Below are 24680 nucleotides of genomic sequence, written 5' to 3'. Positions count from 1 at the left end.
TCTTTATTAGTATATCGAAGAGTGATCAGATAATGCCACTATTAGGATTGTTAACTTTCGATTTCGTTAAAGAATCCTAGCAATTCTTCCTTGGTTAAATGATCTTTTTCGCTGCCTGAAATGTCATAGGTGATTTTACCGTGATCCAGAACAATCAATCGATTGCCATACTTCAGCGCATCATCCAAATGGTGGGTAATCATCAAACAAGTCAAATGATTGGTTGTGATTTGATTATTGGTTGCATTCATTAATTCTTGTGACGTTTGTGGATCAAGAGCAGCCGTATGTTCATCCAGTAAGAGGATTTCCGGTCGCTTGATTGTTGCCATTAAGAAACTTAGAGCCTGTCGCTGACCGCCTGACAATTTTCCGGTAGCAGTATTAAGCCGGTCTTCAAGGCCGTTATTCATAACCGAGGTAAGCTCTTTAAACTGCGCCATGTTTTGTTTTAAGCCACGAGGGCCCAAGCCACGATGCTGACCACGTTTCATTGACAATAACAAATTTTCTGAAACGGTCATTCGGGGCGCAGTGCCCATCTTTGGATCCTGAAAAACCCGGCTGAGAAATCGGGTACGTCGTTCAACGGACATGTTGGTAATATCACGATTATGCAGTAAAATTTGGCCGCTTGTGACCCGAATATTACCACCGATAACGTTAAACAGTGTGGATTTTCCAGCTCCGTTAGACCCTAAGATGGTGATAAAGTCACCAGGGTAGATTGCAAAATTGACATGGTCCATGATATTGATTTGTTCAGGGGTTCCTTGGTTGACGGTCACCACAATATCTTTTAATTCAAAAATCGGTTCAGTCATGTTTGCTTAGCCCCCTTGATAGTGTTTGGCGAATCCTGAAACGTTTTTCGAATACCGGGAACATCATGAAGAGCGCTAGGACAATTGCTGAAATCAAGTTTAGGTCGTTGGCGTTGAAGCCCAGTTTTAAAACAATCAGGATAACGAACCGGTACAAAATACTACCGATTGTAACCGCAATTAGCCGCTCATTCATTGTTAAATCGCCAAATACAACTTCACCGATGATAATGGAAGCCAAAGCAACAACGATGACACCGATTCCCATGTTAACATCCGCAAAGCCGTTATTTTGAGCAACCAAAGCACCACCCAGGGCAATTAAGCCGTTGGAAACACTTAATCCCATAATCTGCATGGCATCCGTACTAATACCAAGTGAACGGGCCATTGTCGGGTTATCACCGGTTGCAATAAAGGCCTGACCTAAATTGGTCTGCAAGAAATAAATAATTAACAGTGACACGACGGTGACAAAGATGAGTCCAAGAACAACACTGTTAAAGTAGTTTGGCAAGGAATCCATAAATTTACCGGTTAACAATGATGGCTTGTCAAAAAGGGACAGGTTTGCCCGATCCATAATTCGGAAGTTAACCGAGTATGCGGCGGTCATGACAAGGATGCCGGCTAAAAGCACCGGAATCTTACCCTTTGTGTAAAGAATGCCGGTTACAAACCCGGCAATCATCCCAACACCAAACGCAATCAAAGTGGCAGTCAATGGAGAAAAGCCGTGATAGATTGCGGCCACACACGCTGCCGCTCCCATTGGAAATGTACCTTCAACGGTCATATCGGGAAAATCAAGAATTCGAAATGTCAGAAACAATCCGATTCCGACAATTCCCCAGATCAGGCCCTGCCCGATAGCCGAGACAATAATACTCATTTAATAATTTCTCCTTTTTGCTGCGCTTCTTTAAGCAGGTTGGCGGGCACTTTAATCCCTAATTTATCAGCCTGCTTTTGATTGATGATTAATTTACCATGACGGAAGAACTTAACCGGGGTGGTTGACGGTTTCTTCTTGCCTTTCAAAATTTGAGCAGACATCTTACCGGTTGCAACGCCCAATTCGTATTGGTTAATGCCATAAGTGGCAACACCACCGGCCTTAACCATTGTATCAACAGCTGGGAAAACAGGAACCTTGGCCTTGTCGGCAGCACCAACCAGCGTTTGCATTGCACCGGCAATTGTGTTGTCGGTTGGAACGTAGATCGCATCAACTGAGTGAGCGGCCTGTTCGGCGACCTGGGTTAAATCATTGGTGTTGGCAATTGAATAAGCCTTTAAACGGATATGTTCCTGCTTGCACAGTACGACGAATTTCTTATATTGGGCCACTGCTGAATCATCACTTGATGTATAGATAATGCCCAACGTCTTCATTTTTGGCATAAACTGTTTGATTAAACCAAGTTGTTCCTTTAAAGGTGCTTGGTCTGAAACGCCGGTAATATTGCCACCGGGTTTTTGATTGTTTTTAACCAGGCCGGCACCTTTCGGATCGGTAATGGCGCCAAGAATAACCGGACTCTTTTTCATGGTATTAGCCAGTGCCTGTGCGGCAGGTGTGGCAATACCGATGGTAAGGTCAGCATTTTCATTGGCAAATTTGGTGCTCATTGTCTTTAAATTGCTTTGATCATTTTCCGCATTTTGGAAATCGATTTTAATGTTTTTACCAGGCGTATAGCCTTCGTCCTTTAATCCGGCAATGATACCCTTATGAATGGAATCAAGAGCAGGGTGGGACATTAATTGCAGAATGCCTATGGTTGGTTTTGATTGGGACTGCTGCTTCTTTTGATTATCAAAGTAAGCGTAACCTAAAATTGCAAAAATAATGAAAATAACGCCAAGTATGGTTAATTTCTTTCTCATGATGAATAACTTCCCTTCAATAATATGAAATAATAATAAATTGCTTAACGATTGAGAATTATTGCGAACAAAAAAACGAGTACCCGGATTTGACCGAAGTACTCGTTAATTAACTCGGCCTGTCCGGAATCATCTGCACAGACCGTTTCTTTTCGGAAAGATTGCCGGCACAGATGCGTTCATGATCGCATGCTTAAGATCAAGTCGCACCCGTCCGTGTGACCTGTTTACCGGCTTTGCCAAGTTTGATAAACGTGAGATGTCATTGCTATCTTTCCTTTCGCATAGAATACATTAATTTTAGCGGAAGGCGGGGATGGTGTCAAGATTTCGAAGCCGGATGACGCAATTATATTGACAATCCGGATTCTTAGTGTAGAATACTTATTAACATTTAAGAATCTAATCAATATTTAATCATTATCACTGTGATGAGAAGAGTAGGGCAATAAAGATGCTGATAGCGACTGTCGTTAGTGAGAGGGCAGAGCAGAACGTTGTTTGAAGATGAACTCGGAGTGATTACCAAGAGTGAAAGCTCAAGGTACGTGAGATTGGTCACGTTAACAATTAGAGGCGTTGATTGACGCAAATATGGGTGGTAACACGGAAAGTCCGTCCCTATGCATTTTGGTGCATGGGGGCGGACTTTTTTTTAAAATCAGGGTAGTCGTTAGAAGTCAGTCGGGATATCGGGAGGAAATTGTCATGAAATTAAAGTTGGCTTTAAAAAGATCACTGTTGGTTGTGGGGATTGCGTTAGCAGGTGTGGCCTTAACTGCTTGTGGTTCAAGCTCATCGTCATCAAAAAATGGTACTTATCGATCGGAACTTAAACAATCCAAGCAGCTGACGATCGGACTTGAGGGGACGTATCCGCCGTATTCCTATCGAAAAGATGGCAAGCTTACCGGATTTGAGGTTGAACTTGGAAAGGCAGTCGCTAAGAAACTGGGGGTCAAGGCAAACTTTGTTCCAACAAAATGGGATAGTTTGATTGCCGGTCTGGGCAGCGGCAAGTACGATGTGGTATTGAATAATATCACCCAAACACCGGAGCGCCGAAAACAGTACCTGTTCTCAAAGCCCTATGTGTATTCACGTTATGTCTTAATTACCCGTTCCGGAAGTAATGCCATTAAAACGACTGCGGATATTAAAGACAAGAAATTTGCCGAAGCGACAGGATCGGATAATGAGCTGATTGCCAAGAAATTTGGCGCAGTTATCGTGCCACAGGAGCAGTTCCAGACCAGCTTGGATTTAATCAAACAGGGTCGGGCACAGGGCGCAATTAATGCGGAATCGGCATTGCTGACATATGCCAAAGACAACTCGATTAAAGGGCTTAAGTATCGATTACTGAAGGATTCCGAACAGAAGCCGGCAAAAATTTCCGGCCTCTTTAATAAAAAGTCACCAAAATTAAAAGATAAGTTTAACAAAGTTCTCGACCAACTCAGAAAAGACGGGACATTGAAGCGTTTGTCGCAAAAGTATTTCAGCAAGGACATTACGACTAAATAGAAATGACATTAATCGTTAAGGTAAGCAGAAAGGATTAATAGAAATGACAGTTTGTAAACAGCTTCCTAAAGAGAAACTCGGCTTCTTCCCAACACCGGTCCATCGCCTGGATCGTTTGTCCAAACAGTTGGGCATTAATCTGTACTTAAAACGGGATGATTTCACGGGTCCCAATCTATTCGGCGGCAATAAAATCCGTAAGCTTGAATATTTGTTGGGGGATGCGCGTCAAAAAGGAGCTGATACGGTCATAACATTTGGGGCCACCCAGTCCAACCACGCGATGGAAACGGCTGTGGCAGCCAATCGACTTGGCCTAAACACGATTTTATATTTGGAGACCATTACGCCAAATGATCAACAGGATGATCGGGCAAATATTTTACTGGATAAAATTTTAGGCGCTCAAATCCACTATGTTTCGATGAAGGGTCGTACCGAAGCACAAGCCGATGAGATATCGATGCAGCAGGCCCTGGTAGAAAAGAAGCATTTGGAAGCGAACGGGCATCACGTTTATATTATTCCGGTAGGCGGGGCAACACCGATTGGGTCGGTTGGATTTGTGCTTGGCTTCAAAGAGCTGGTTGACCGACTTCCCGATGTGGCGATCGATTATGTTGTCCATGGCAGTGGGACAGGCGGTACGGCAGCCGGATTGATTGCAGGCGCAAAAGTATTTTCCAAAGAAGCCCATCCAACTCAAATATTGTCGATAAATGTGAGTCCCAAGCCGGAAAGCCACTATCAAAAAGTAGTTGATCTGGGAAATGATGCGTTGGGGTTATTGGATCTTGAGACCAGAATTTCACTGACAGATGCCCATTTTGATCAGTCATACTTTGGTGACGGATACGAAATTCCGAGTGAAGCCGGTTCGAATGCCATTCGATTACTGGCAAGAACTGAAGGTATTTTAACTGATCCTGTGTATACCGGAAAAGCCTTTGCCGGATTGCTGGACTATGTCAGAACCGGGAAAATCAAGCCCGGAAGTAACGTTGTTTTCTGGCATACGGGAGGTGTTTCAGCACTGTTTGCGGAACATAAAATTGTTGGGGAAATTGTGTAGTTAATCAATAGCACGGTGACAGGAAAAAGTCGACTTTTGATTATTTCTTATGTGAATAATTATCCACGCCTTATAACAAGCGGTTACAGGTAGGCCGCTTGTTTTTTTGTTGTGTCATTGTTAATTGTGCATAAAATTACAAGTCTAAATGATTGTGACCGCATAAAAATCGTTGTATTCTGAAAATGGTGGAAGGGCTTACAGGATGATTATAGTTCGGTTTTATTTTTGAGAGGAAGTTTTAATTATGGCTAAACAAATTACAGGTGCCGTCATCGAAAAGTTGAATGCTGAATTCAAGTTGGAAAGTTTGGAAGTCGATGATCAGCCGAAAGCCCACGAAGTATTGGTGCACATCGTTGCCAGCGGAATTTGTCATACCGACGAAGCTGTTCGAAACGGTTCTGCCGGAGAGTATCCTTATCCAGGCGTTGTCGGACACGAAGGCGCCGGAATCGTTGAAAAAGTCGGCTCACAGGTCAGCACGGTTAAGGTTGGTGATCACGTTATTCTGTCATATGACTACGATGGTACTTGCCACAACTGCCTGACCGGTCATCCGTCTTCCTGTATTAATTGGGCCAAATTGAACATGGCTGGAACCCGTCCAGACGGCTCATTCGCATTTACCCGTGATGATGGGTCACCTATCCACAACTTCTTTAATCAATCATCGTTCACGACAGAAACACTGGTTCAAGAGCGTAACGTCACCGTGATTGATAAGGATATTGACTTACGAAAAGTCGGACCGTTAGGCTGTGGCTTTGTTACCGGTTCGGGAACCGTCTTTAACGGGTTGAAACCAAAAGAGGGCGACACGATTGCAATTGTCGGGACCGGTGCCGTTGGTTCAGGTGCTTTAATGGCTGCAAAGATCAAGGGATGCTCCAAGATTATTTGTGTCGACATCCATGATAGTCGTCTGGAAATGGCAAAAGAGCTTGGTGCTACCGATACGATTAACAGTTTGAAAGAGAATTGGGTTGATAAGGTTAAAGAATTGACAAATGGTGAAGGCGTTAACTTCGCTATTGATACGACTGGTATTTCTGCAATTATGCACCAAGCAATTACCGCGTTGGCTTCGGGCGGTCACTTGGCACCGATTGCTGTTACCGCAAAGACATTGGAATTTATGCCGTGGAATGAATTAACTGCACTTCAAAAACACGTGGATGGCGTATTGATGGGGGATGCAATTCCACAATTGGCTCTTCAAAAACTGATCAATTTCTGGAAAGCCGGACAGTTCCCATTTGATAAACTGGAGAAGTTTTATACTTTCGAGCAAATTAATGAAGCAAACAAAGCTTCGAATGATGGCTCGGTTATTAAGCCCGTCATGATTATTGATCAGGATTACAAACCCGGTGAATAAACTAAAGTGTCATATTGATCTGCAATTTTAATTGATTTAGCTAAAAGTGTTCGCTTATCATAAACGATTTTGGTGGACACTTTTTTGCCGGTTAATTGAGCATTAAAAGCAGCAGCCTCATTGGAAAATGAGGCTGCTGCTTTTTAGTGCGTTATTTTTTAATTGTGACATACTTTGGATTAGCTGTAATATAGCCACCCTTCACCTGATAGCGAGTTGCACCATTTGTTGAGAAAACTGTTCCCAATAATTTGAAGTGATGAGCGGATTGTTTGCTTCTAAACGGGTAGGTTTTAACCCTTTTAGTGAGGTTCTTATCTTTATATAATGTCAGTTGGGTTTTTGCAATTGCAATTTTGGGCTTGGTAGAACTTGTCTGGGATTGCTTGTAGTTATCTAAAAACTTGAATTGATTATGATCTTGGAAATAAGCACCTAATTTTAAAAGGAGCTTATCTTCACCCTTTGCCGCTTCAAACTGGATCCCAAGCGGCATGTTTTGTTTGCTGACATAGGTTGGTAGACTGATAGCCGGTTCCCCTGAGATGTTGGCAAGTTGGGTGAAAGGTGTTTTGGTTAATCCATGAAGCCACGCATCATAGATGGTTTGTATCTGCTGATCATGGTCAAGATTACCGATCGTCTTGAGCTTTTCAACATACTCTGGCAAATAAGCAGGATCAGTATTTTTAGGTGCCGTCACTGCAGTGGTTGGCGTTAAGTACAGTGGGTATTTTTGATGAAAAGCGGTCATTTGTTGGTTAACCAAGTTGAATTCGTTGTTTACGATTGAATCAACATTGGTCGGTTGTTTTTGATCAGCTTGATAAAGTGCCCAGGTCATAGGGGAAACATCGTCAAATGTCATATCCCGCCCTAGTGCGCTTTTAACAAGCTTATTAGCGTCGGTACCGGTGCCGGTTGATTCAAGGTAATAAATGTGCATCAGTTTAACACCATCTACGGGTGAGTTTACATGAACAACTTTAAACCCCTTTGACTTTAAGAATGTAACAGCTTGCTTAACCGCATTAACGGCATCCTTGCTGACAGGCGTGTTAACAGGTGATTTGGTTGAGTAAGCGATTGGAACTTTCTTTAAATGACTTGGGACGGCTTTTAGCATGTTGGCGCCCGAATGATCAGACGTACTTAACAAACCATCAAATAATGTCTGCAAATCCTGAATGTTCTTAGCATCGGCAAAATTAACCGTGGACGGCGTTGTATCGTCACCTTCAATAACACCTTGGGTTGGTTTCAGGCCGATAACGCCACTCCAAGAAGCCGGAATCCGCAATGAGCCACCGGCATCATTACCTGTGGCAACCGGAACAATATCATCTGCCACGCTGGCAACCGCCCCGCCTGATGAACCACCCGTATTATCCGCGTGATTCCACGGATTATGGGCGACACCGTTAAGCGTTGAATTGGTAATATTGATTAAACCAAGTTCGGGAAAATTAGTTTGGCCGATGACAATAAAGCCCATTGATTGCAACCGTTGAACAAATGAACTGGTAGTGGTGGCCGTCCGATTTTTTAAAGCGATAAGACCGTCAGTATTTGAAGAGCCGCTAATTGGTTGACCGAGGCCTTTGATCAACAAAGGAACGCCATAAAATGGTTGTCCCGTATCTTTTAGATTGGCGGCCTCTTGTATTGCCTGATCTTCTCTCATGGAAATAACCGCATTTAATTGGGGATTATCTGCTTTGATTTTGGCAACAGCGTGGGCAATCAATTGTGTAGGTGTGACCTGTCCCTTGCGAACCATTTTAGCGAGTTGAGTCGCTGAAGATTTATAATAGGTCGCATTTGAAATGTCCGGTGCAGACTTATTTGTGACTGACGTCGTTGTGGTTGGTGTATCCGCTTTGATAGTGAGTGAACTTTCAGTGACAAATCCAAGTAATACTACTGATGCTCCTAGTAGAAATGACTTTTTTAAATAACTTGTAAAGATACCCTGTTTCTTCATGATTGCCTCCTTGAAACAACACTGAAACTACTCCACTAAATATGTTAAGCGTTTTCACAAGAGTGGTCAATCCCTTTTAAATCTTTAATTTGCCTTTGCTTATTCGGTTACCTTATAAATATCCGCCGGCGAATAACCACTTGAAAAGTCATAAATCAGATGATGGGGCATAATATAGTGAAATCCGGTAACAAACCGCTTTAAAGCAGCGTGGGCAGCGCCAAACCAATAGGCGAGATAGACATATTTAGAACAATAGGATTTTTCCTTTTGGTATAACCATGGCTCGAGATTATAAACGGGACTATCCGTTTTGTACATATCATTATAAGCGTATTGAGCAGCCTCTTTGGCATACTCGGGATGACTTGTCATCCGATAGACTTCGATGTAAGAGCCACGACCGGTGTAGTAATCGAAGAAGCGTTTTTTTGTCCATTGCTGAGTACCCAGGTTCATTCCGGGCATATGAAGAATGTCATTGGAAGAAATAGCGATCGCACAGTGGCCGAATATTTTGGCTTCTTTAAAGGAGCTGGTCCCATAAATGATTAAAATGTCTCCCGGCTCCATTTGATAGTCTGATTGATCGGTTGATGAGTTATCAGTTTGTGAAGCGGTGACATTAGCCTTTTTCAGTGAAATTGTTTGAGGATGATCCCCAACACGATGAATCGGAACTTCGTAGTGATCTTTTGCTATGTATTGTTGAAAGGTTGTTTCCGGATTTGCTTTAAGTTGTTTGAGGAAACTAGGGAAAAGACTGTTCTTACAGATGGCTTTAAAGTCTTTAAAAGTCATATTTGTGTTGGTCAGGATATGTTTTTGCCGACCAATATTATAAGCGCTTCGGAAAATATCGTTGGTTGATGAAGCGTTGGCATTGTTAGGTGAGAGAACGCTGACGCCAAAGAGAATTGTGGCAAAGATTAAAAAGATGAAACGTGTGCACTTTTTTAACGACAATTTGATTACCCCATTTTGCTATAGTATATTGGCCATCGCTTCTAATACCAAAAACGGGGCCTATAAATTAATTATAAACCCCGTTAGCTATTTACCGCATATATAATTTTGCGCATGGCTATTTTTCTGTTAGGATGAACTTCTTATTGGCAGTAATATAAGACCCATTGGCCAATATAAAGCGAGTTGAAAGCTTGTATTGAATGATTTTTTTAACGAGTAGCGTTTCTCCCCTTTTGTGGTGACTTACTTTTTTTGTTAATGATTGATTCTTGTAGGAATTAATGCCCCTTTTATTGATGATGGTGATTTTTTGACGTTTTGGAACCAAAGCATAATATGCGGAAATGACATCTTTTGAACTTGAAGATATATATCCCCTTGTTCCGTTCACATACTTTTGCGTATAAGGATTGTACTGCTGTACACGGTATTTTAGATGCCCAAATTTGTCTCGCTTATATCCTCGAATGATAAACTCGGCTCTATTAATCCGCTTGGCAATCCCATACCATTTTATTCTGTTTTTCTTTGAAAAATTAGGGCTTTTGTATAAACCGATTTTTTTAATGGCATAAACTGCTTCTCCTTTAACCGGAACCTGACTATTATTAATGCTTGGAGCTATAGACGCATTTTTTGAATATACATAAGTTACAAGAACCGTACCGTCAGTATAGGTTCCAGTGGCATTCCCCGGAATCTCGCTGAGCGTATAACCACTAATTGACTCTTGAGTGGTTTTATAGGGTTCACCTGTGATGCCGTCTTGGGTGTGATCAGGTGCAATCCGAGTACTATCTTGATCAACATAGCGTGTTATTACAGTACCTTTAGTTGGTGTTGGTTCAGTCGGTGTCGTGTTTTGTTTGCCGGTATCGGTGTTGGTATTGGTATCAGGAAGAGGTGTCGGATTTTTAATTGTAATGATTGTTGTATTCCAAATATTGTCATTATTCTGATCTTGGGTGTAGTAAGTCAGGTAGTATTTGCCAACGGGTAAATTTGTCCAATTATCGACTGACTTCGAAGTAGTTTTTAATAACTTACCCTCGCTGTCTCGAATAACAAATTGCTGATTTTCGGTTGCTTTATAATCCTTTACAAAAGATGATAGGGGAATTTGATCACCTTGTGTGACAGTTGCTGAACTTGTCATTTCCGGAGTACTGCTATTCTCCATTTGTCCCCAAAGAATCCCCCAGCCATGTTCATTAGAATAAGCACTGCCATCTACATTCCCATCGTTATTTTGGGCTGTCAAATCAGCACCGTAGGATGGATGCAGCTCAACTGAATTTCCGGAAGTGAGGGGTAATATTGTAAAAACAATGGTGTAGTTTGAAATCTTATCATTTCTTGGAATTGATATTTTGTAATCATTTCCTGATTTAATCATTGAAAATCCGTTATTTGAAGGCGTACTGGTTGTGTTATCCGTGTATAAAGGAACCGTTTCTTTCGAATCACTGTTATATACGTATGCATTGCCAATGATTGCAGGAACATCCGATCCGGGATTATTTGAATAATCCGGACTGATAGTGATTTCACCGCCGGATTCAAAGTTTGCCGTTAAATTAATGTAAAAAACTTCTGATTTTAAGCGATTGTCATATGAATGACTGGAATTGGGCGTGTAGTTGTCAATGTCATTGTTTATGTTTTCAATGTTACCGACTCCTGAATCCGCATTTAATAGATTCTTGTAGCCTGCGTTACTGCTTTTTGAAGTATCTGCGTAGACCTCAATACTATTAAGCGATGTCATTGCCATGCTGCTGATAAATAGCAGAAATAAAATAATGTATATCATGAAGTATTTAGCCTTCATTTTAAACCCCTCCTAGAATATCTGTACCGTCTGACACCATTTAGTGATATGAAGACGTTAATGTATGTTGATATTATTGAGTTACACAACATAATATGTCAATTTAGGATAGAAAGTTTGACAGAAAATGTAAATGTTGTCATGTAAGCGAAACATTTGTCGTTTTTTCCGAATAGTTTATTCTGATGGATTGGAAGTTTTGCAAAGTATTATTAAATCAATGAAATTTACTTCGATTGATTTTTATGGCAGAAAAAATGTGACCTTTTTTTGAAATTAAATTGAAGCTTTTATGAAATATGGAGATTCAATCGTATATAACGTCATGATCATGTTTATAATATAAATGATAATTTATGCTATATATGAAGTGTATCGGGGAAACTGAAATGAGAAATAATGAATTGATGATGTATCTGGAATTAGCTTTTATTAACTACAACGAATTTGCAATGAAACATTGCAACTTGTCGTTTTTTACACGAGAAATTAATTCGGAGGTGACGGTATATACAGTTCCGGAATCAGAAATATTTTTCTTGCCCAGGGATTTGCCGAAAATCCTTCGTTACATCACACAATATGAAGACGAAAATATGTACTCGCTTGATGTGATTGATGATTTGAGGTTGTTATTAAGAAAAATCAGAAAGGGCGGATTAAGGGACTATCCTCAAAAGGCCGTGAATTCGTTAAACGTTGCTGTTGATAACATTTTATGTAATTCTATCGATTTAAATAAGCAGACGAAATATTATAGGGTGGTTAGTACCAATGAGAAAGAAGTAGAATTGATTGAGATCGCCAATCACGATGGCAAGCCAATTTTTTCAGTGACTAGAGGAAAATCGATTAAAGTGAAAGTGACGCACAATGCGATTATTCTGAATGGGCGGTTATTGGTCAGATATGTCCATCGATAAAAAATGGTTAAAATGAACGTACGTTTGTTATATAATTAAGACACATTTTGGTTCTGTGGGGAAATTAACATTGTCGTAGAGATAGTGGTCATTTATCTAATTGAATTGATTTGAAAAAGTTTAAAAACTGAAGGGAAGTAGCGGATATGCGCTTTTTACATACTGCCGACTGGCATATTGGCCGTCGGCTGCATGGCTTTGATTTAACCGATGAACAAAACCATGCATTCAAACAAATTGAGCAGATTGCTTTGAACGAACACGTGGATGGTGTGATGATTGCCGGCGATTTATACGATCGGAGTATGCCGGCTGAAGCTTCTGTAGCTCAACTTAATCACATGCTGCAGCAGCTGAACCTGGTCGACAAGTTACCAATCTACGCTATTTCCGGTAATCACGACAGTGCTATTCGCCTTTCAACCGGAACACCGTGGTTCAAAAGTACCCAATTTTATATGCATACCCGGTTGGACCAGGCATTTACTCCTGTCGAGTTGCCAGACACGCAACTGTTCTTATTACCATATTTTGAACCGTTCGATGCACAACAATATTTTAATGACGACAGCTTACAGCATTTGGACCAAGCGTTTGTGCCGATTGTCAATAAAATGAAGTCCTTGTTTGATCCTAATAAAAAGCATCTTTTAATCTCCCACTTTTTTGTGGATGGGAGTGCGACCACTGATTCGGAAACCCAGTTGAAAGTGGGTGGACTGGCAGCTGTTCCGGTTGGACTATTAGAGGGCTTTGACTATGTTGCTTTGGGACATTTACACGGTAAGGATGCTTTACATGCGGAAAATGCCCGCTATAGCGGGTCACCCGTGAAGTTTTCATTATCTGAAGCCAATCAGAAAAAGGGTGTCTTTATTGTCGATACAGAACCGTTCAAGTTGACTTTTAAGCCGCTAACGCCGATCAGAGATGTTCAACAATTAACCGAAAATTTTGAGACGTTGGCAGATAACCATTTTTATGAGCATCTAAAGCTGGATAACTATTTTGGGATCACGTTAAAAGACCGCAAACCGATTCCAAACGTCATGGCCAGGCTTCGTGACATTTATCCAAACATTATTTCCCTTGATCGGGCGGATGGTTATGAAACCGACATTGAAGATTCCGGTGAAAGTGGTGAGCAGATTCGACAAAAAGACCCAATGGATTTGTTAGGTGATTTTTACAAACAGGTTGCAAAAGATGAGTTGTCATCGCAACAAATCAAATGGGCACAGGAAGCGTTAAAAATTGCTGACAATGGGGGCATTAAATAGTGAAGCCGTTAAAATTAACACTAAAAAATTTTGGACCATATGAAAATGAAACAATTGACTTCACCAAACTCGATGAGGCCTCTGTTTTTTTGATTTCCGGGAAAACCGGTAGTGGGAAAACGACTATTTTTGATGCGATGACATTTGCTTTGTACGGCGACAGTGCCAGTGATGATCGAACACCGCAAAGCATGCGCTCGGATTTTGCGGATACCAAGGCACCGACAGAAGTCACCCTGTTATTCGAGCATCAGGGACAGACTTATCGGATTAACCGGTTCCCTAAACAAGAGTTGGATAAGAAACGGGGAACCGGTACCAAAATATTTGAAAGCAGCGGAAAACTTGAGATTTTCAAGGATGGCAAAAAAGCCGATGAGATGACTAAAATGCGGGACATCAATCTTAAATTACTGGATGTTCTGCAAATCAGTCGTGAACAATTTGTTCAAATTGTTTTATTGCCGCAGGGAGAATTTCGACGCTTTCTGACCGCTTCCAGCTCTGATAAAGAAGATGTTTTGCGAAAAATTTTTCGTACTCAGCTTTATCAAAGGTGGAGTGATGCACTAAGGGATATGCTCAAGAAGCAAAACACTAAAAATAAAGATGCCAAGCAGGCGATTGACAATGATTTGGCAAAAGTGGTCTGGTTGGATGATGCACCGGATGACGTTAAGGCGCGCAATGTTAGTGATCAGATAGTGATCCTATCTCAGCAGCAGGGACAAGCCAATACAGCTTTAAAGAACTTAAAAGCACAGCATCAGTCTGCCCAGAAGCGTTATGAAGAAGCCAATCAAAAGTTTCATGCAGATGGTGAGATGAATCAACAGATTAATCAGTTGGCTGATCAACGGCATCAGCAGGTTGATTTAAAAGCCCTGCAGCCTCAATATGATCAATTACGCGAGCAGGTGGCGCAGTTGGAATGGGCGAAAGATTTGAAACCCAAATATGAACAATTTCAGGAATTACAAAGTGACGTATCAAATGATCAGCGAAAATTAAAAGAAGTCAATGAAACAAGCCAAACTCGAACCAAAGCACTTGAAAAGCAGTCGAAACAACAGATTAACTTGCAGGCGAAAAAGCCTGAGCAAGAACAACGACTTAGTCAGAAATCGGTGTTGGAGAATCAACGACCGATATTTAAACAGGCGAGTGAGTTACGGGATCAACTGAAGCAGGCAAAAGCAGTCGTTGAAAAGACTGGCCGTAAGCTTGAGGCTAAACAGAAAAGGGTCTCTGATCTGACAAAACAAAATGATCAAATTACCGAAAAGCTGACTCAAGTTGTTGGACTGACTGAGCAGTTAAACGAGTTGACTCAGACAGCCAAAACCTTGGAAACGGCTTCCAAGCAACTGACTAAACTGGATTTGGACCAGCAGACCAATCATGAGTTGAAAGTAAGAATTAGGCAAAGTCAAAATGAGTTGCTCAAATTAACCGCTCAGGTAGACCATGCCCAGACTGCGTATACGGCTTTACGCAATAATTGGTTAAGTAATCAGATTGTCAATTTGGTTAAACAATTGGAGCCGGGAAGTCCCTGTCCGGTCTGTGGAAGTACGGATCATCCAAGCCCTGCACACGTTGCCGACTTACCCAGTGTCAGTGATGATGACATTAAAACCGCAGAAGCCCATTTACAGCAGCTGCAAAATCAACAAGCCACTGACAGAACCAAAATTAACGAACAGGTCAAGCAGTCTGATAAGCAGGACCAACAGATCAATAGTACCTTTAAGGAACTGGTTGCCGAACTCATGGCAGAACACATTTTGCAGGAGACCCCGGATAGCTTGGCGGCTGTTAGTCAACAAGTTGCCGATGATAATGAAAAAAATTTGCGTGAACGACATGTTATTCAAAAACAACAGGATGATTTGAAAGCCGAACAGGAAAAACAGGTCCACATTAAACAGGATCTGGATCAACTGATGCCGCAAGTCGACCAATTAAAGGCAGATTATCAAAACGCACAGTCTACTCAGCAAAAATATGACGTTCAACTGGATGATGTTGCACATCGCTTACCAAGCGAATTTAGTGACTTGGCTTCTTTGGATCAACACTTGGGTAAGTTACAACAAGCAATTGCCGATTATGATCAAGCGGTTGAGACCAACCGTAACCAACTGGAGGATACCAAGCGTACACTGGCTGCTTCCCAGGCAACTGAAATCAGCTTGAAGAAGCAGATCGACCATACCAGGGAAAAAATAGACACGATTCAAAATGATATAACAGCAGCTGTTTTAAAAAAGTTTGGAACGAAGAGCTGGGATATGCTGGAGAAGTCAGTGAAAAATGTATCGCAGTTGGCTGACCTTCAGAAACAAATCGATCATTATCAAGACCAACTAAAAAATGTTGCGGCATCAATTTCAACGTACGAAAAAATTGTGGGTGAGCACCAACTGGTTGATTTGAAAGAAGAACAGACCCAACTTGCCCAACTTGTTCAAGCCCGGGATCAACTACAGGATCAATATGATGAAAAGTATCGGCAGACTTTGATTAATGATGAACTATTAAAACGGGTTAAGAAAAATGATCATGCCATTCATGATCAACAAGAGACCATTAACCAGCTTCAACTGTTGGTTGAAACGGTTAATGGCAGCGGGGATGCCAAGTTGGGCTTGGAACGATATGTTCTACAGGCACAACTAAAGGAAATCCTCAAAGTCGCCAATCAGCATTTAAAACAGTTAAGTTCCGGACGTTATGCCATGCAATTACACAAAGAGGCAGGCGCATATCAGAAAAACACCGGTCTTGAAATTGATGTTTATGACGATAATGTCGGCCAGTTGCGAAGCGTTCATACACTTTCCGGTGGTGAAAGCTTTATTGCCGCGTTGAGCTTGGCACTTGCGTTGGGCGAAGTGATTCAAAATGAGTCCGGTGGAATCAGTATTGACACGCTATTTGTCGACGAAGGCTTTGGATCGCTTGATCAAGAGTCACTTTCGATGGCAATGGCCGCCTTGGAAAATATTGAAAGCCACAACCGGATGATTGGTATTATCAGTCACGTCACAATGCTACAGGAACGGATTCCCTACCAAATTCAGGTACAGACTGAAGGTCAGGGAAAGAGTCGGACAAAGATTGTGGCACCTTAGCATGTTGTTAACTTAGCAGACGTATCTAAAGACCAGTTAAATGGTCTTTTTATTTTACACTTTAGTAACCGTTTACATCATTAACGTTAAATGCCCTTTGATCATGGTATACTTAAATTATGTACAATTATTTATTACATTATAAATTAAAGGGGGATATTTAGATATGGCACAAACAACGACGACTAAGTATGCACCATTATTCATGCCGATTACGCTGCCAAATGGGATTAAATTGGCTAATCGGTTCTCTTTAAATCCGATCACGTTGAACGCTTCAACCAGCGAGGGCTATATTTCCGATGCAGATGTTGCTTATGCAAAGCGTCGGGTGAATTCTGCACCGCTGCAAGTCACAACGGCTGCCTATATTGAAGAATACGCGCAGCTTTTTGAATATGGTCCAAGTGTCAGGGACGATACGTATATTAAAGGCTTGAGTCGACTTGCCACAGCAATGAAATCCGGTGGTGCCAAAGCAATTTTGCAATTAACACATGCCGGCCGGTTTGCCCGAATCAGTCTTAAGGACTTTGGCGTGGTTTATGGACCAAGCGGGATGCATCTGAATTCACCGGTCAAGCATGATGTGCTGGCAATGAGTAAGCGTAAAATCAAACATGTTGTTTCCCAGTATGCCAACGCAACTCGGCGCGCTATTAAAGCCGGTTTTGACGGTGTTGAAATTTCAAATGCCCAGAGACTATTACCACAACAGTTTTTCTCAAAATTTTCCAATCAGCGAACCGATGAATACGGACCGCAATCGATTGAAAACCGGGCCCGATTTGGCGTTGAGGTCATGCAGGCCGTTCAAAAAGTGGTCGATGACGAGCACGCTGAAAACTTTATTATCGGGTTTCGAGGAACGCCCGAAGAAACGCGTGGTTCGGAAATCGGTTACAGTGTTGATGAATTCAATCAATACTTTGATCGACTACTCAACGTTGCCGATGTTCAGTACTTTGCGATTGCCAGCTGGGGTCATAATATTTTCAGGGAAACGGTTCGCTCCGATAAGCATAAGGGTGAACTCATTAACGATGTTGTTCTGCGACATATGCGTGGACGGGTGCCCGTGATTGCGACCGGTGGGATTAATTCTGCCGATAAAGCGGTTGAGGCCTCCGAACATGCAGATATGGTCGGCGCGTCATCGATGTTTATTACCGAACCCGATTTTGTTTCCAAGTTAAAAGCCGGTAGGGAAGATGACATTGATTTAACACTGACCAAAGAAAAGTGGGCGGATTTAGCTATTCCTGCAAACGCCTTCAAAGACATTGTGGAGTTTATGGATTTCGGCGGGTCACTTTCCAAGAAAACCCGGGATGAAATTCGTTCTGAAACCAACCAGAGTGATGTGGATTACTTTAATAAATATCAATAACCGAAAGGATGTTAAATCATGAAAAAACGTGGAGATTACTTGTTTGTTGATGAAAATAATGGTGTGTATACAATTTCGTTAACGCCGGAATTACAAGATGATATCGGTACGGTCGGTTACGTTGAATTCAAAAATGAAAAGGCCGTTTCAAAAGGGGATGCGTTAGCAAAATTAGAAGCGTCCAAAACCGTTTTGGATGTGCCGTCTCCATTAGCCGGAAAAGTGGTTGAGAAAAATACCAAGTTACAAGATGATCCAAAACTGCTGAATTCTCCCGATGACAGCCAAAATTGGCTGGTTAAATTAAAGGATGTTGACGAGTCCGCTTTTAATCAACTAAAGGGTGCCTGAATTGATTGAGTGATTGTTAAAAAATGGGGAAAAGGAGTTGACCGTGTCTTGGATCAGCAAGCGCGACGACGATTCTTAATTAAGTATATGCAACAGGAACGATTGAAATCGGCCAATGTGAGACCCGAAGTCATTTCCGATGATGCAACGGCGCAAAAACGGTTATTGCGAAAACTGTTTAACTTGCGTGGGCCGGCACCGGCAAGTGATTCCTTTATGCGGGTTCAGGATCGGTATCTATTTAATGAAAATCATGTTGCCTCAATCATTTATCAGTCAGATTTAGACATGATTCGGCCTAAAATCTATTTATGGCAGGGGGATATTACCCAGTTGGCGGTTGATGCAATCGTTAATCCGGCAAATTCGAGAATGCTGGGATGCTTTATCCCAAATCACGGCTGTTTGGATAACCAGATTCATACCAAAGCAGGTATTCAATTGCGTTTGGCCGATCAAAAAGCCATGGCTGGCGAACGGTTGGAAGCAACAGGGAAAGCGAAACTCACACCCGGATTTAATTTACCTGCCAAATTTGTTATTCACACGGTTGGGCCGGTCATCATTCACCAAGTTACGCCATTAAGAAGGCAGCTGTTGGCCGATTCCTATCAATCCTGTTTGAAATTAGCCGAACAAAAGGACCTGTCCGAATTGGCTTTTTGTTGTATTTCTACTGGCGAGTTTCGCTTTCCACACGATTTGGCAGCCCAAATTGCCGTTAATACGGTGAATGACTATTTAAGCAGTCATATCAATGCACCAGACGTCATTTTCGCGGTCAATTCGGATCTTGATAAGGCACTTTATCTTCATGAATTGGAGGGAGAATAAGAATGGTTCAAGCAACACAAATTTGGAAATCTTTGGGGCAAACCGGTAGTCAGGCTGATCAATTACGGGCTTTGATTGATGAAGCCGAAGCAACCGTTGTCGGCATTGGTGCCGGAATGCCGGCAGCCGATGGTTTCAGCTACGTTGGGCCGAGATTTGAAACCCATTTTGCTGATTTTATTCAGAAGTACCATTTTTATGATATGCTGCAGGCCTTTTTGGCCGACTTTGAAGACTGGTCGGAATACTGGGCATTTGAGAGTCGATTCGTCCTGCTAAACGGTATTGAGCAACCGGAAGGTAAACTGTATCATCATTTTCGGGCATTCATGGATCATGGTGACCGCCATTACACCATTATTAACACAAATGGGGATAACACTTTGGAGAAAGCCCATTTTGACCGCAACCGGATTTTTAACTATCAGGGACAGTATTCAAGAATGCAATGTTCAAAATTTTGCACCCCGGTGACTTACCGGGATGATGACTTGATTCGGAAGATGGTTAGGGAGCAAAAAGAGTTGCGGGTGCCGGAAAGCTTGATTCCAAAATGCCCGAATTGCGGAGCACCGCTTGAAGTCAATAAGCGAACGGATGCAGGGATGGTGGAAGATGAAGAATGGCATCGGGAGGCGAAAAACTATCATGACTTTTTAGACCGATGGCATGGGCGTAAAGTTCTTTATTTGGAAATTGGTGTGGGGAATACAACGCCTTGGATTATTCGCAAGCCATTTTGGAAGATGACTCGGGAAAATCCCAACGCTTTGTATGTCATGCTGAATCAGAAGGATTATCAGATCCCGGAAGAGCTCCAAGGACAAAGCCTTCGATTAAATCAGGATATGACGCAAGTGATCGGTCATTTGTAGGGGGCGCAGAAAATGTACGTTGTTGAATTAAAACGAAACGGCAAACGGATTTACGATGGTGCTTTAGCGTTAGCCAGCCAGGTATGGTGCATGAATCATCTGTTCTTGGATGAACCGATTTTGTTTCCATATAACTGTGATCCCAAAATCGAAATCGGTGAATTTCAAAATGCCCGTCAGGAAATCAATCAACAATATGTTGACGACCATCACATTCAGGTTGTTCGTCGAGATACGGGTGGCGGTTCGGTCTATTGTGATCGTCATGGCATTAATTTTTGCTTTCTGGCTGATGCCGCTACGCCGGATTTATACGGCAATTTTGCTAAAATGTATCGACCGGGAATTGAGGCACTTCAATCAATGGGTGTCAAAAACATTGAGGATAGCGGTCGAAACGACCTGACAATTGATGGTAAGAAAATTTCCGGCGGTGCAATGGCAATTGTTAACCAACGGATTTATGGTGGCTTTTCACTCCTGCTGGATATTGATTATGAAAGCATGGTGCGTTCATTGACACCAAATGAAAAGAAGCTGATTTCAAAGGGGATTAGGTCGGTCAAGGCCAGAGTAACGGACATTCGCAGTCATTTGGCATCTGATTATCAGGACTTATCACCGGAAGCGTTTATGCATATCATGACCAAGAAGATTGTGGGCGCGAAAACCGATGATGATATTAAATATTATGAGTTGACCACAGCCGATTGGAAACAAATTGATGCCTTGGCAGCCAAAAAGTATAAGAATTGGGATTGGAATTATGGGGCAGCCCCGGAATATAAGTATGAGCACGATACACATTTGGATTCGGTAGGTACTGTTGAAATTTATGTTGATGTCGCGAACGGTCGAATGAAAGACTGCTCGATTTATGGTGACTTTTTCGGTAAAGACGACCATCAGGCCTTACTTAATACGCTGATCGGAACGAAAATGCGTCGGGAAGACTTAACTGATGCACTGAAAGCCGTTAATTTGAATGATTATATTAATGGATTGAAAGCAGAGCAGTTGGTTGATTTGATCCTTGGGCAGAGCATGCCGGCGCGTTAGCATTAAGAATATAGCGTTTGAAAAGTTTTATTGTGATCATTGAAAATATTGGTAACTAATGGCCCCCATAAGCAAGGAGTTTCTACATGCGCTTATGGGGGCTTTTAATGGCTTCACGTGAATTAATTATTGATATTTATTACGAATCAAGTTATGATATATTAATAAAATTATAGTGGGTGAACAATTTGGTTAACCTGTTTTTCTTTAATTAACTTGTACCAACTAGAACATGAGGGGCGTGACAAATTGGATTTAGGTGGTTTAACGGATAATGAAGTAAAAGAACTTCTACAATCTTTAAAAAGATGTACGCGGCAAATACCAGAAGACATGCCGTTAATTGGGCGTATTAAAGATGATACACCCGTTGTTGATTTTAAAAATCATATAGAATATTTTTTGCATCGCTATCGAAATCCGTTCGATTCAAAACGATTTAGCTTACATATCAGGTTTCAACAAACAAATGATCACTTAATACGAATTGATATTCACAATGGTACTCACAGGAATCCTGACGGCACACTGATTCCGGAAAATCATATGCATGTTTATCATTTTGTAAAGGGGTTACGAAAGGACGTTATTGCAATTCCATTACCAGCAGAAATCCATAATATCACGTCTCTTTTTGCTGCTCTTGAGGACTTTTTGGCTTATACTAATGTTACGGAATATCCAAAATAACTTACTGGAGGTGTATCGAATGATAACGATAGATAATTTAGAGAAATCTGTTAATGATTTCAATAAAAAATCGATTACTTTTTCCAATACAGATCAAAATTATATTCGAATTGATACACCGTTTTTTGATCGACATAATGATGCGATCATTCTATATGCCAGTGAGGTAGAAGGAAATGTTCGATTAACGGATGCCGGTTATATTCTTGATGACCTTGAAAGTGATGGCATGTTTATTACGCGATCAAGGAAGCGGATGACTATTCTTAAGGAACAATTGAAGTCTTACTCTGTTAAATTTAATGAAGTGACACATGAGTTGTACGTTGATGCTAACATTAGTGATTATCCGGTTAAACAAAACTTGCTTATACAGGCAATGCTCTTTGTAAATGATATGTTTATGTTATCTAAAGAGAGGGTCTCCAAACTTTTTGTAAACGATGTTGCTGAATTTTTAACTGAAAATGATATACGAGCTTATGACGGACCAAACTTAATTGGGATCAGTGGGATGGTTTTGCATTACGAATTTTCAATTGCAGGTATTAGAGATATTCCGGACAAACTAATTCGCGTCTTAAATACACCACATAATGAGTATTATGCGAAGACTGTTGCAATGGATGTTAGACAAACAGTCCCAGTAGTTAAGAGAAAAACGGATTTCTATGCGTTTGTAAATGATGAGGAAGCGCCTGTTGACGATACGATTGTTAATCTATTTAATTCTGAAAGTATTACAACAGTTCCGTTTTCTAAGCGAAATGAATTTGTTAAAAGACTCGCTGAATAAACTAAAATAAGTGAATGATTTGAGGAGGCTTTAAGATGGGCTTGATATTGTTCCTGATGTTTGGTTGGATTTACCTGCTTTTTCGGATGGGGTTTTCGTTATTGCGATTCTTCGGCGGTTTTATCGGACTGATTTTGATCTTTTTTATTTTGACCAAGGTCATTATTTGGGGATTTTGGTTAACAGGTGTCGCCGCATTGGCCTTTTTCGGCTGGTTGGCCTATCGGTTTATTTCCAGTCGGGTATAGTGGCATTCAAAAATTTAATGACTGATAAAGTGAATTTAATAAGAATATAAGAAGGCATGCCTCAAACGGACACTATCCGAGAGGCTGCCTTTTGTTAGTTAATAGTATTTCGGTGGCGGTTTTGCGCGCTGTTATTGATCATAAGCGCCCAAATACCGGGAATAATGTATAGGATGCTTCCCAATACGCCAACAACAATGGCGACAATCGGCCAAGCATAGTTGTCGTTTCGATGAAGTCTTTTTAAGCAAAAAATCATAATGATCTGCTGGATGACATAGAGCGTGCCAAAGATAACGGCAACTGTATTCGTGATCCATGAGTGTGGATTAAAAACCATGATTGCCACTAATACAAGTAAGATCAGGATGGTAACAAACCACCAGATAATCCAGCCGACGATTTGTGGTCCTGTTAAATGTTTTTTATTTTGCATAATAGCCACCTTTGTTATTTTTAATTAATTTTATGGTAATCGATTGATTCTTGGAATTCAACTTTAGTGTCGTGGTTAATTATTGTAAAATGACATTAATGACATGCATTGGAGATGAAGATATGCCGGTCGATGTGACTTTTGATGATACGTTTAGCGGTCTTTTGCGATACTATTATCGAAAAAAACATGTTAAGCAGCGAATATTGACGTTGCCTTTATCGCTTGATTTTGGAAATATCAAAACGGCGAATATCGTTAGAACAAGAGCCTCTTTTTTAGAAGAACTTTCACGAAATACGCATGGTTATTCTGTAAAAGAAGAGATTCAAAAGATTCGAGATAATTTATCATTCTTGGAAGTGTTAATTGAATCGGGAACTTCTTTTCGCATTTGGTGGACTAACAAAGCTGCTGATTATTGTGGGTTTATCTGGTTATGTGATCGGCTCAAAACGGTTGAAAATGAGGTCGAGCAGATTAAAGTGCCAACACTTTTTCCCCGGGAGAATCAAACACTCTTGGAAATAAATGAGGGTCTTAGTGGCCTTTCATGCGATCTGATTGATGAGTTTAAATTATTTGAAAGACAACAGAAGCTTTCAGCATCCATCCGGCGGGATTATAGCTACATGTGGCAGGAGCTGCAAGAGGAGAACCAGCCGATCCGGGTTCTGATTAATGATCATTTACTCAGTCAACCGGTCACTTTTTATGATAAGTTTATCTATCAACAAACAAGTAAAACGGATTTTACTGAATTGGATCGATTGCTTGGCAAGATCGTTTTGCATTATGGGGTTGGGATTTTGGAAGGCTGGTACTGGTATCGGATTGAAAAATTAATTGATGAAGAGAAACTGGAAGCCAAGCAAAGCAAAATACCCATGAAACAATTGATTCGTCTTAGAAAATGATAATGATGACCCAAAATGTCCTTAGAATCGCTAAAAGATTTGAGGATATTTTTGTTATGTGGTCGATGTTAAGCAGCTTTTTTTCTTCAAAGTAATCAAACCAATCAAAGGCAAAGTAATGAACCGTCAAAAGAAGTCAATGGTTAATTTGATTGAAATTAACTATTGGTAATGACGTAGGAATGTTACTTTTATCTAAAAAATAGTTGACATTCATAATATTTAGAATTAGAATTTCTTTTATTATATTAATTATTTTATCATAC

22 protein-coding genes are annotated in these 24680 nt (G+C 41.1%); 15 read left to right on the top strand and 7 right to left on the bottom strand.

Annotation, left to right across the window (positions count from 1 at the left end):
• Nucleotides 1–50: 50 nt before the first annotated feature.
• The 3 genes from GQR93_RS11835 to trpX are packed head-to-tail and all read right to left on the bottom strand — an operon-like array spanning nt 51 to nt 2714.
• Nucleotides 51–824, bottom strand: a complete 774-nt coding sequence (locus tag GQR93_RS11835; protein WP_003559131.1) for an ABC transporter ATP-binding protein — start codon at nt 822–824, stop codon at nt 51–53.
• On the bottom strand, nt 817–1716 hold the full coding sequence (locus GQR93_RS11830) for an ABC transporter permease (protein WP_003559133.1): 900 nt from the start codon (nt 1714–1716) through the stop codon (nt 817–819). The genes GQR93_RS11835 and GQR93_RS11830 overlap by 8 nt, the downstream gene beginning before the upstream one ends.
• Entirely contained in the window at nt 1713–2714 is a 1002-nt protein-coding gene (trpX, locus tag GQR93_RS11825) for a tryptophan ABC transporter substrate-binding protein (protein ID WP_003559135.1), read from the bottom strand. The genes GQR93_RS11830 and trpX overlap by 4 nt, the downstream gene beginning before the upstream one ends.
• Before the next feature lie 708 nt (nt 2715–3422).
• On the opposite strand from trpX, the gene GQR93_RS11820 reads away from it, so the two are divergent.
• From GQR93_RS11820 to GQR93_RS11810, 3 genes are all read left to right on the top strand, one after another.
• Nucleotides 3423–4241 (top strand): transporter substrate-binding domain-containing protein, encoded by an 819-nt coding sequence (locus GQR93_RS11820; protein WP_035444661.1) that lies wholly within the window; start codon nt 3423–3425, stop codon nt 4239–4241.
• A gap of 43 nt (nt 4242–4284) precedes the next feature.
• The gene (locus tag GQR93_RS11815; protein WP_004466518.1) at nt 4285–5313 is read left to right on the top strand and encodes a D-cysteine desulfhydrase family protein; all 1029 of its coding nucleotides are present in this window, start codon (nt 4285–4287) and stop codon (nt 5311–5313) included.
• Between the two features lie 247 nt (nt 5314–5560).
• Complete coding sequence (locus tag GQR93_RS11810; RefSeq protein WP_004466519.1) at nt 5561–6694, top strand: NAD(P)-dependent alcohol dehydrogenase; 1134 nt, start codon at nt 5561–5563, stop codon at nt 6692–6694.
• A gap of 151 nt (nt 6695–6845) precedes the next feature.
• Here the strand turns inward: GQR93_RS11810 and GQR93_RS11805 are convergent, their stop codons facing one another.
• The 3 genes from GQR93_RS11805 to GQR93_RS11795 all read right to left on the bottom strand — a co-directional run bounded on the left by GQR93_RS11805 (nt 6846) and on the right by GQR93_RS11795 (nt 11478).
• On the bottom strand, nt 6846–8678 hold the full coding sequence (locus GQR93_RS11805; protein ID WP_004466522.1) for an amidase family protein: 1833 nt from the start codon (nt 8676–8678) through the stop codon (nt 6846–6848).
• Nucleotides 8679–8777: 99 nt separating this feature from the next.
• Nucleotides 8778–9644, bottom strand: coding sequence for a C40 family peptidase (locus GQR93_RS11800; RefSeq protein ID WP_050757964.1), 867 nt, complete (start codon nt 9642–9644; stop codon nt 8778–8780).
• A gap of 118 nt (nt 9645–9762) precedes the next feature.
• Complete coding sequence (locus tag GQR93_RS11795; RefSeq protein WP_004466525.1) at nt 9763–11478, bottom strand: DUF5776 domain-containing protein; 1716 nt, start codon at nt 11476–11478, stop codon at nt 9763–9765.
• A 389-nt stretch (nt 11479–11867) separates the two neighbouring features.
• On the opposite strand from GQR93_RS11795, the gene GQR93_RS11790 reads away from it, so the two are divergent.
• The 11 genes from GQR93_RS11790 (at nt 11868) to GQR93_RS11740 (ending at nt 23061) form a co-directional block, all read left to right on the top strand.
• Nucleotides 11868–12401, top strand: a complete 534-nt coding sequence (locus GQR93_RS11790; protein WP_225430325.1) for a hypothetical protein — start codon at nt 11868–11870, stop codon at nt 12399–12401.
• A gap of 146 nt (nt 12402–12547) precedes the next feature.
• Complete coding sequence (locus GQR93_RS11785) at nt 12548–13681, top strand: exonuclease SbcCD subunit D (protein WP_004466530.1); 1134 nt, start codon at nt 12548–12550, stop codon at nt 13679–13681.
• On the top strand, nt 13681–16818 hold the full coding sequence (locus tag GQR93_RS11780) for an AAA family ATPase (RefSeq protein WP_004466532.1): 3138 nt from the start codon (nt 13681–13683) through the stop codon (nt 16816–16818). Before GQR93_RS11785 ends, GQR93_RS11780 begins: the two co-directional genes overlap by 1 nt.
• A gap of 166 nt (nt 16819–16984) precedes the next feature.
• Nucleotides 16985–18208, top strand: a complete 1224-nt coding sequence (locus GQR93_RS11775; RefSeq protein WP_004466534.1) for an NADH-dependent flavin oxidoreductase — start codon at nt 16985–16987, stop codon at nt 18206–18208.
• An 18-nt stretch (nt 18209–18226) separates the two neighbouring features.
• Nucleotides 18227–18559 (top strand): glycine cleavage system protein H, encoded by a 333-nt coding sequence (locus tag GQR93_RS11770; protein WP_004466536.1) that lies wholly within the window; start codon nt 18227–18229, stop codon nt 18557–18559.
• A gap of 48 nt (nt 18560–18607) precedes the next feature.
• Nucleotides 18608–19393, top strand: coding sequence for a protein-ADP-ribose hydrolase (locus GQR93_RS11765; protein WP_035444708.1), 786 nt, complete (start codon nt 18608–18610; stop codon nt 19391–19393).
• Nucleotides 19394–19395: 2 nt separating this feature from the next.
• The gene (locus tag GQR93_RS11760) at nt 19396–20268 is read left to right on the top strand and encodes an SIR2 family NAD-dependent protein deacylase (RefSeq protein WP_004466541.1); all 873 of its coding nucleotides are present in this window, start codon (nt 19396–19398) and stop codon (nt 20266–20268) included.
• 12 nt (nt 20269–20280) lie between these two features.
• The gene (locus GQR93_RS11755; RefSeq protein ID WP_004466542.1) at nt 20281–21327 is read left to right on the top strand and encodes a lipoate--protein ligase; all 1047 of its coding nucleotides are present in this window, start codon (nt 20281–20283) and stop codon (nt 21325–21327) included.
• 249 nt (nt 21328–21576) lie between these two features.
• A complete protein-coding gene (locus tag GQR93_RS11750) occupies nt 21577–22017 on the top strand; it encodes a DUF6978 family protein (RefSeq protein WP_147605405.1) in 441 nt (146 codons plus the stop codon).
• A 19-nt stretch (nt 22018–22036) separates the two neighbouring features.
• A complete protein-coding gene (locus tag GQR93_RS11745) occupies nt 22037–22813 on the top strand; it encodes a DUF1828 domain-containing protein (RefSeq protein ID WP_035444662.1) in 777 nt (258 codons plus the stop codon).
• A gap of 35 nt (nt 22814–22848) precedes the next feature.
• A complete protein-coding gene (locus tag GQR93_RS11740) occupies nt 22849–23061 on the top strand; it encodes a hypothetical protein (protein WP_004466548.1) in 213 nt (70 codons plus the stop codon).
• Nucleotides 23062–23155: 94 nt separating this feature from the next.
• Here GQR93_RS11740 and GQR93_RS11735 read toward each other — a convergent pair whose 3' ends face one another.
• On the bottom strand, nt 23156–23497 hold the full coding sequence (locus tag GQR93_RS11735; protein WP_004466550.1) for a hypothetical protein: 342 nt from the start codon (nt 23495–23497) through the stop codon (nt 23156–23158).
• A 122-nt stretch (nt 23498–23619) separates the two neighbouring features.
• On the opposite strand from GQR93_RS11735, the gene GQR93_RS11730 reads away from it, so the two are divergent.
• Nucleotides 23620–24414, top strand: a complete 795-nt coding sequence (locus GQR93_RS11730; RefSeq protein WP_159298796.1) for a DUF3658 domain-containing protein — start codon at nt 23620–23622, stop codon at nt 24412–24414.
• Nucleotides 24415–24680: the final 266 nt, after the last annotated feature.

The sequence above is a fragment of the Lentilactobacillus hilgardii genome, from assembly GCF_009832765.1.
Taxonomy (GTDB): domain Bacteria; phylum Bacillota; class Bacilli; order Lactobacillales; family Lactobacillaceae; genus Lentilactobacillus; species Lentilactobacillus hilgardii.
The sequence above is the reverse complement of the archived record's forward strand: the minus strand, read 5'-3'. Positions and strand labels throughout refer to the sequence as shown.

Coding starts and splice junctions, on each gene's coding strand:
- GQR93_RS11835 (WP_003559131.1), bottom strand. CDS start 824: ATGACTGAACCGATTTTTGAATTAAAAGATATTGTGGTGACCGTCAAC.
- GQR93_RS11830 (WP_003559133.1), bottom strand. CDS start 1,716: ATGAGTATTATTGTCTCGGCTATCGGGCAGGGCCTGATCTGGGGAATT.
- trpX (WP_003559135.1), bottom strand. CDS start 2,714: ATGAGAAAGAAATTAACCATACTTGGCGTTATTTTCATTATTTTTGCA.
- GQR93_RS11820 (WP_035444661.1), top strand. CDS start 3,423: ATGAAATTAAAGTTGGCTTTAAAAAGATCACTGTTGGTTGTGGGGATT.
- GQR93_RS11815 (WP_004466518.1), top strand. CDS start 4,285: ATGACAGTTTGTAAACAGCTTCCTAAAGAGAAACTCGGCTTCTTCCCA.
- GQR93_RS11810 (WP_004466519.1), top strand. CDS start 5,561: ATGGCTAAACAAATTACAGGTGCCGTCATCGAAAAGTTGAATGCTGAA.
- GQR93_RS11805 (WP_004466522.1), bottom strand. CDS start 8,678: ATGAAGAAACAGGGTATCTTTACAAGTTATTTAAAAAAGTCATTTCTA.
- GQR93_RS11795 (WP_004466525.1), bottom strand. CDS start 11,478: ATGAAGGCTAAATACTTCATGATATACATTATTTTATTTCTGCTATTT.
- GQR93_RS11790 (WP_225430325.1), top strand. CDS start 11,868: ATGAGAAATAATGAATTGATGATGTATCTGGAATTAGCTTTTATTAAC.
- GQR93_RS11785 (WP_004466530.1), top strand. CDS start 12,548: ATGCGCTTTTTACATACTGCCGACTGGCATATTGGCCGTCGGCTGCAT.
- GQR93_RS11775 (WP_004466534.1), top strand. CDS start 16,985: ATGGCACAAACAACGACGACTAAGTATGCACCATTATTCATGCCGATT.
- GQR93_RS11770 (WP_004466536.1), top strand. CDS start 18,227: ATGAAAAAACGTGGAGATTACTTGTTTGTTGATGAAAATAATGGTGTG.
- GQR93_RS11760 (WP_004466541.1), top strand. CDS start 19,396: ATGGTTCAAGCAACACAAATTTGGAAATCTTTGGGGCAAACCGGTAGT.
- GQR93_RS11755 (WP_004466542.1), top strand. CDS start 20,281: ATGTACGTTGTTGAATTAAAACGAAACGGCAAACGGATTTACGATGGT.
- GQR93_RS11745 (WP_035444662.1), top strand. CDS start 22,037: ATGATAACGATAGATAATTTAGAGAAATCTGTTAATGATTTCAATAAA.
- GQR93_RS11740 (WP_004466548.1), top strand. CDS start 22,849: ATGGGCTTGATATTGTTCCTGATGTTTGGTTGGATTTACCTGCTTTTT.
- GQR93_RS11735 (WP_004466550.1), bottom strand. CDS start 23,497: ATGCAAAATAAAAAACATTTAACAGGACCACAAATCGTCGGCTGGATT.
- GQR93_RS11730 (WP_159298796.1), top strand. CDS start 23,620: ATGCCGGTCGATGTGACTTTTGATGATACGTTTAGCGGTCTTTTGCGA.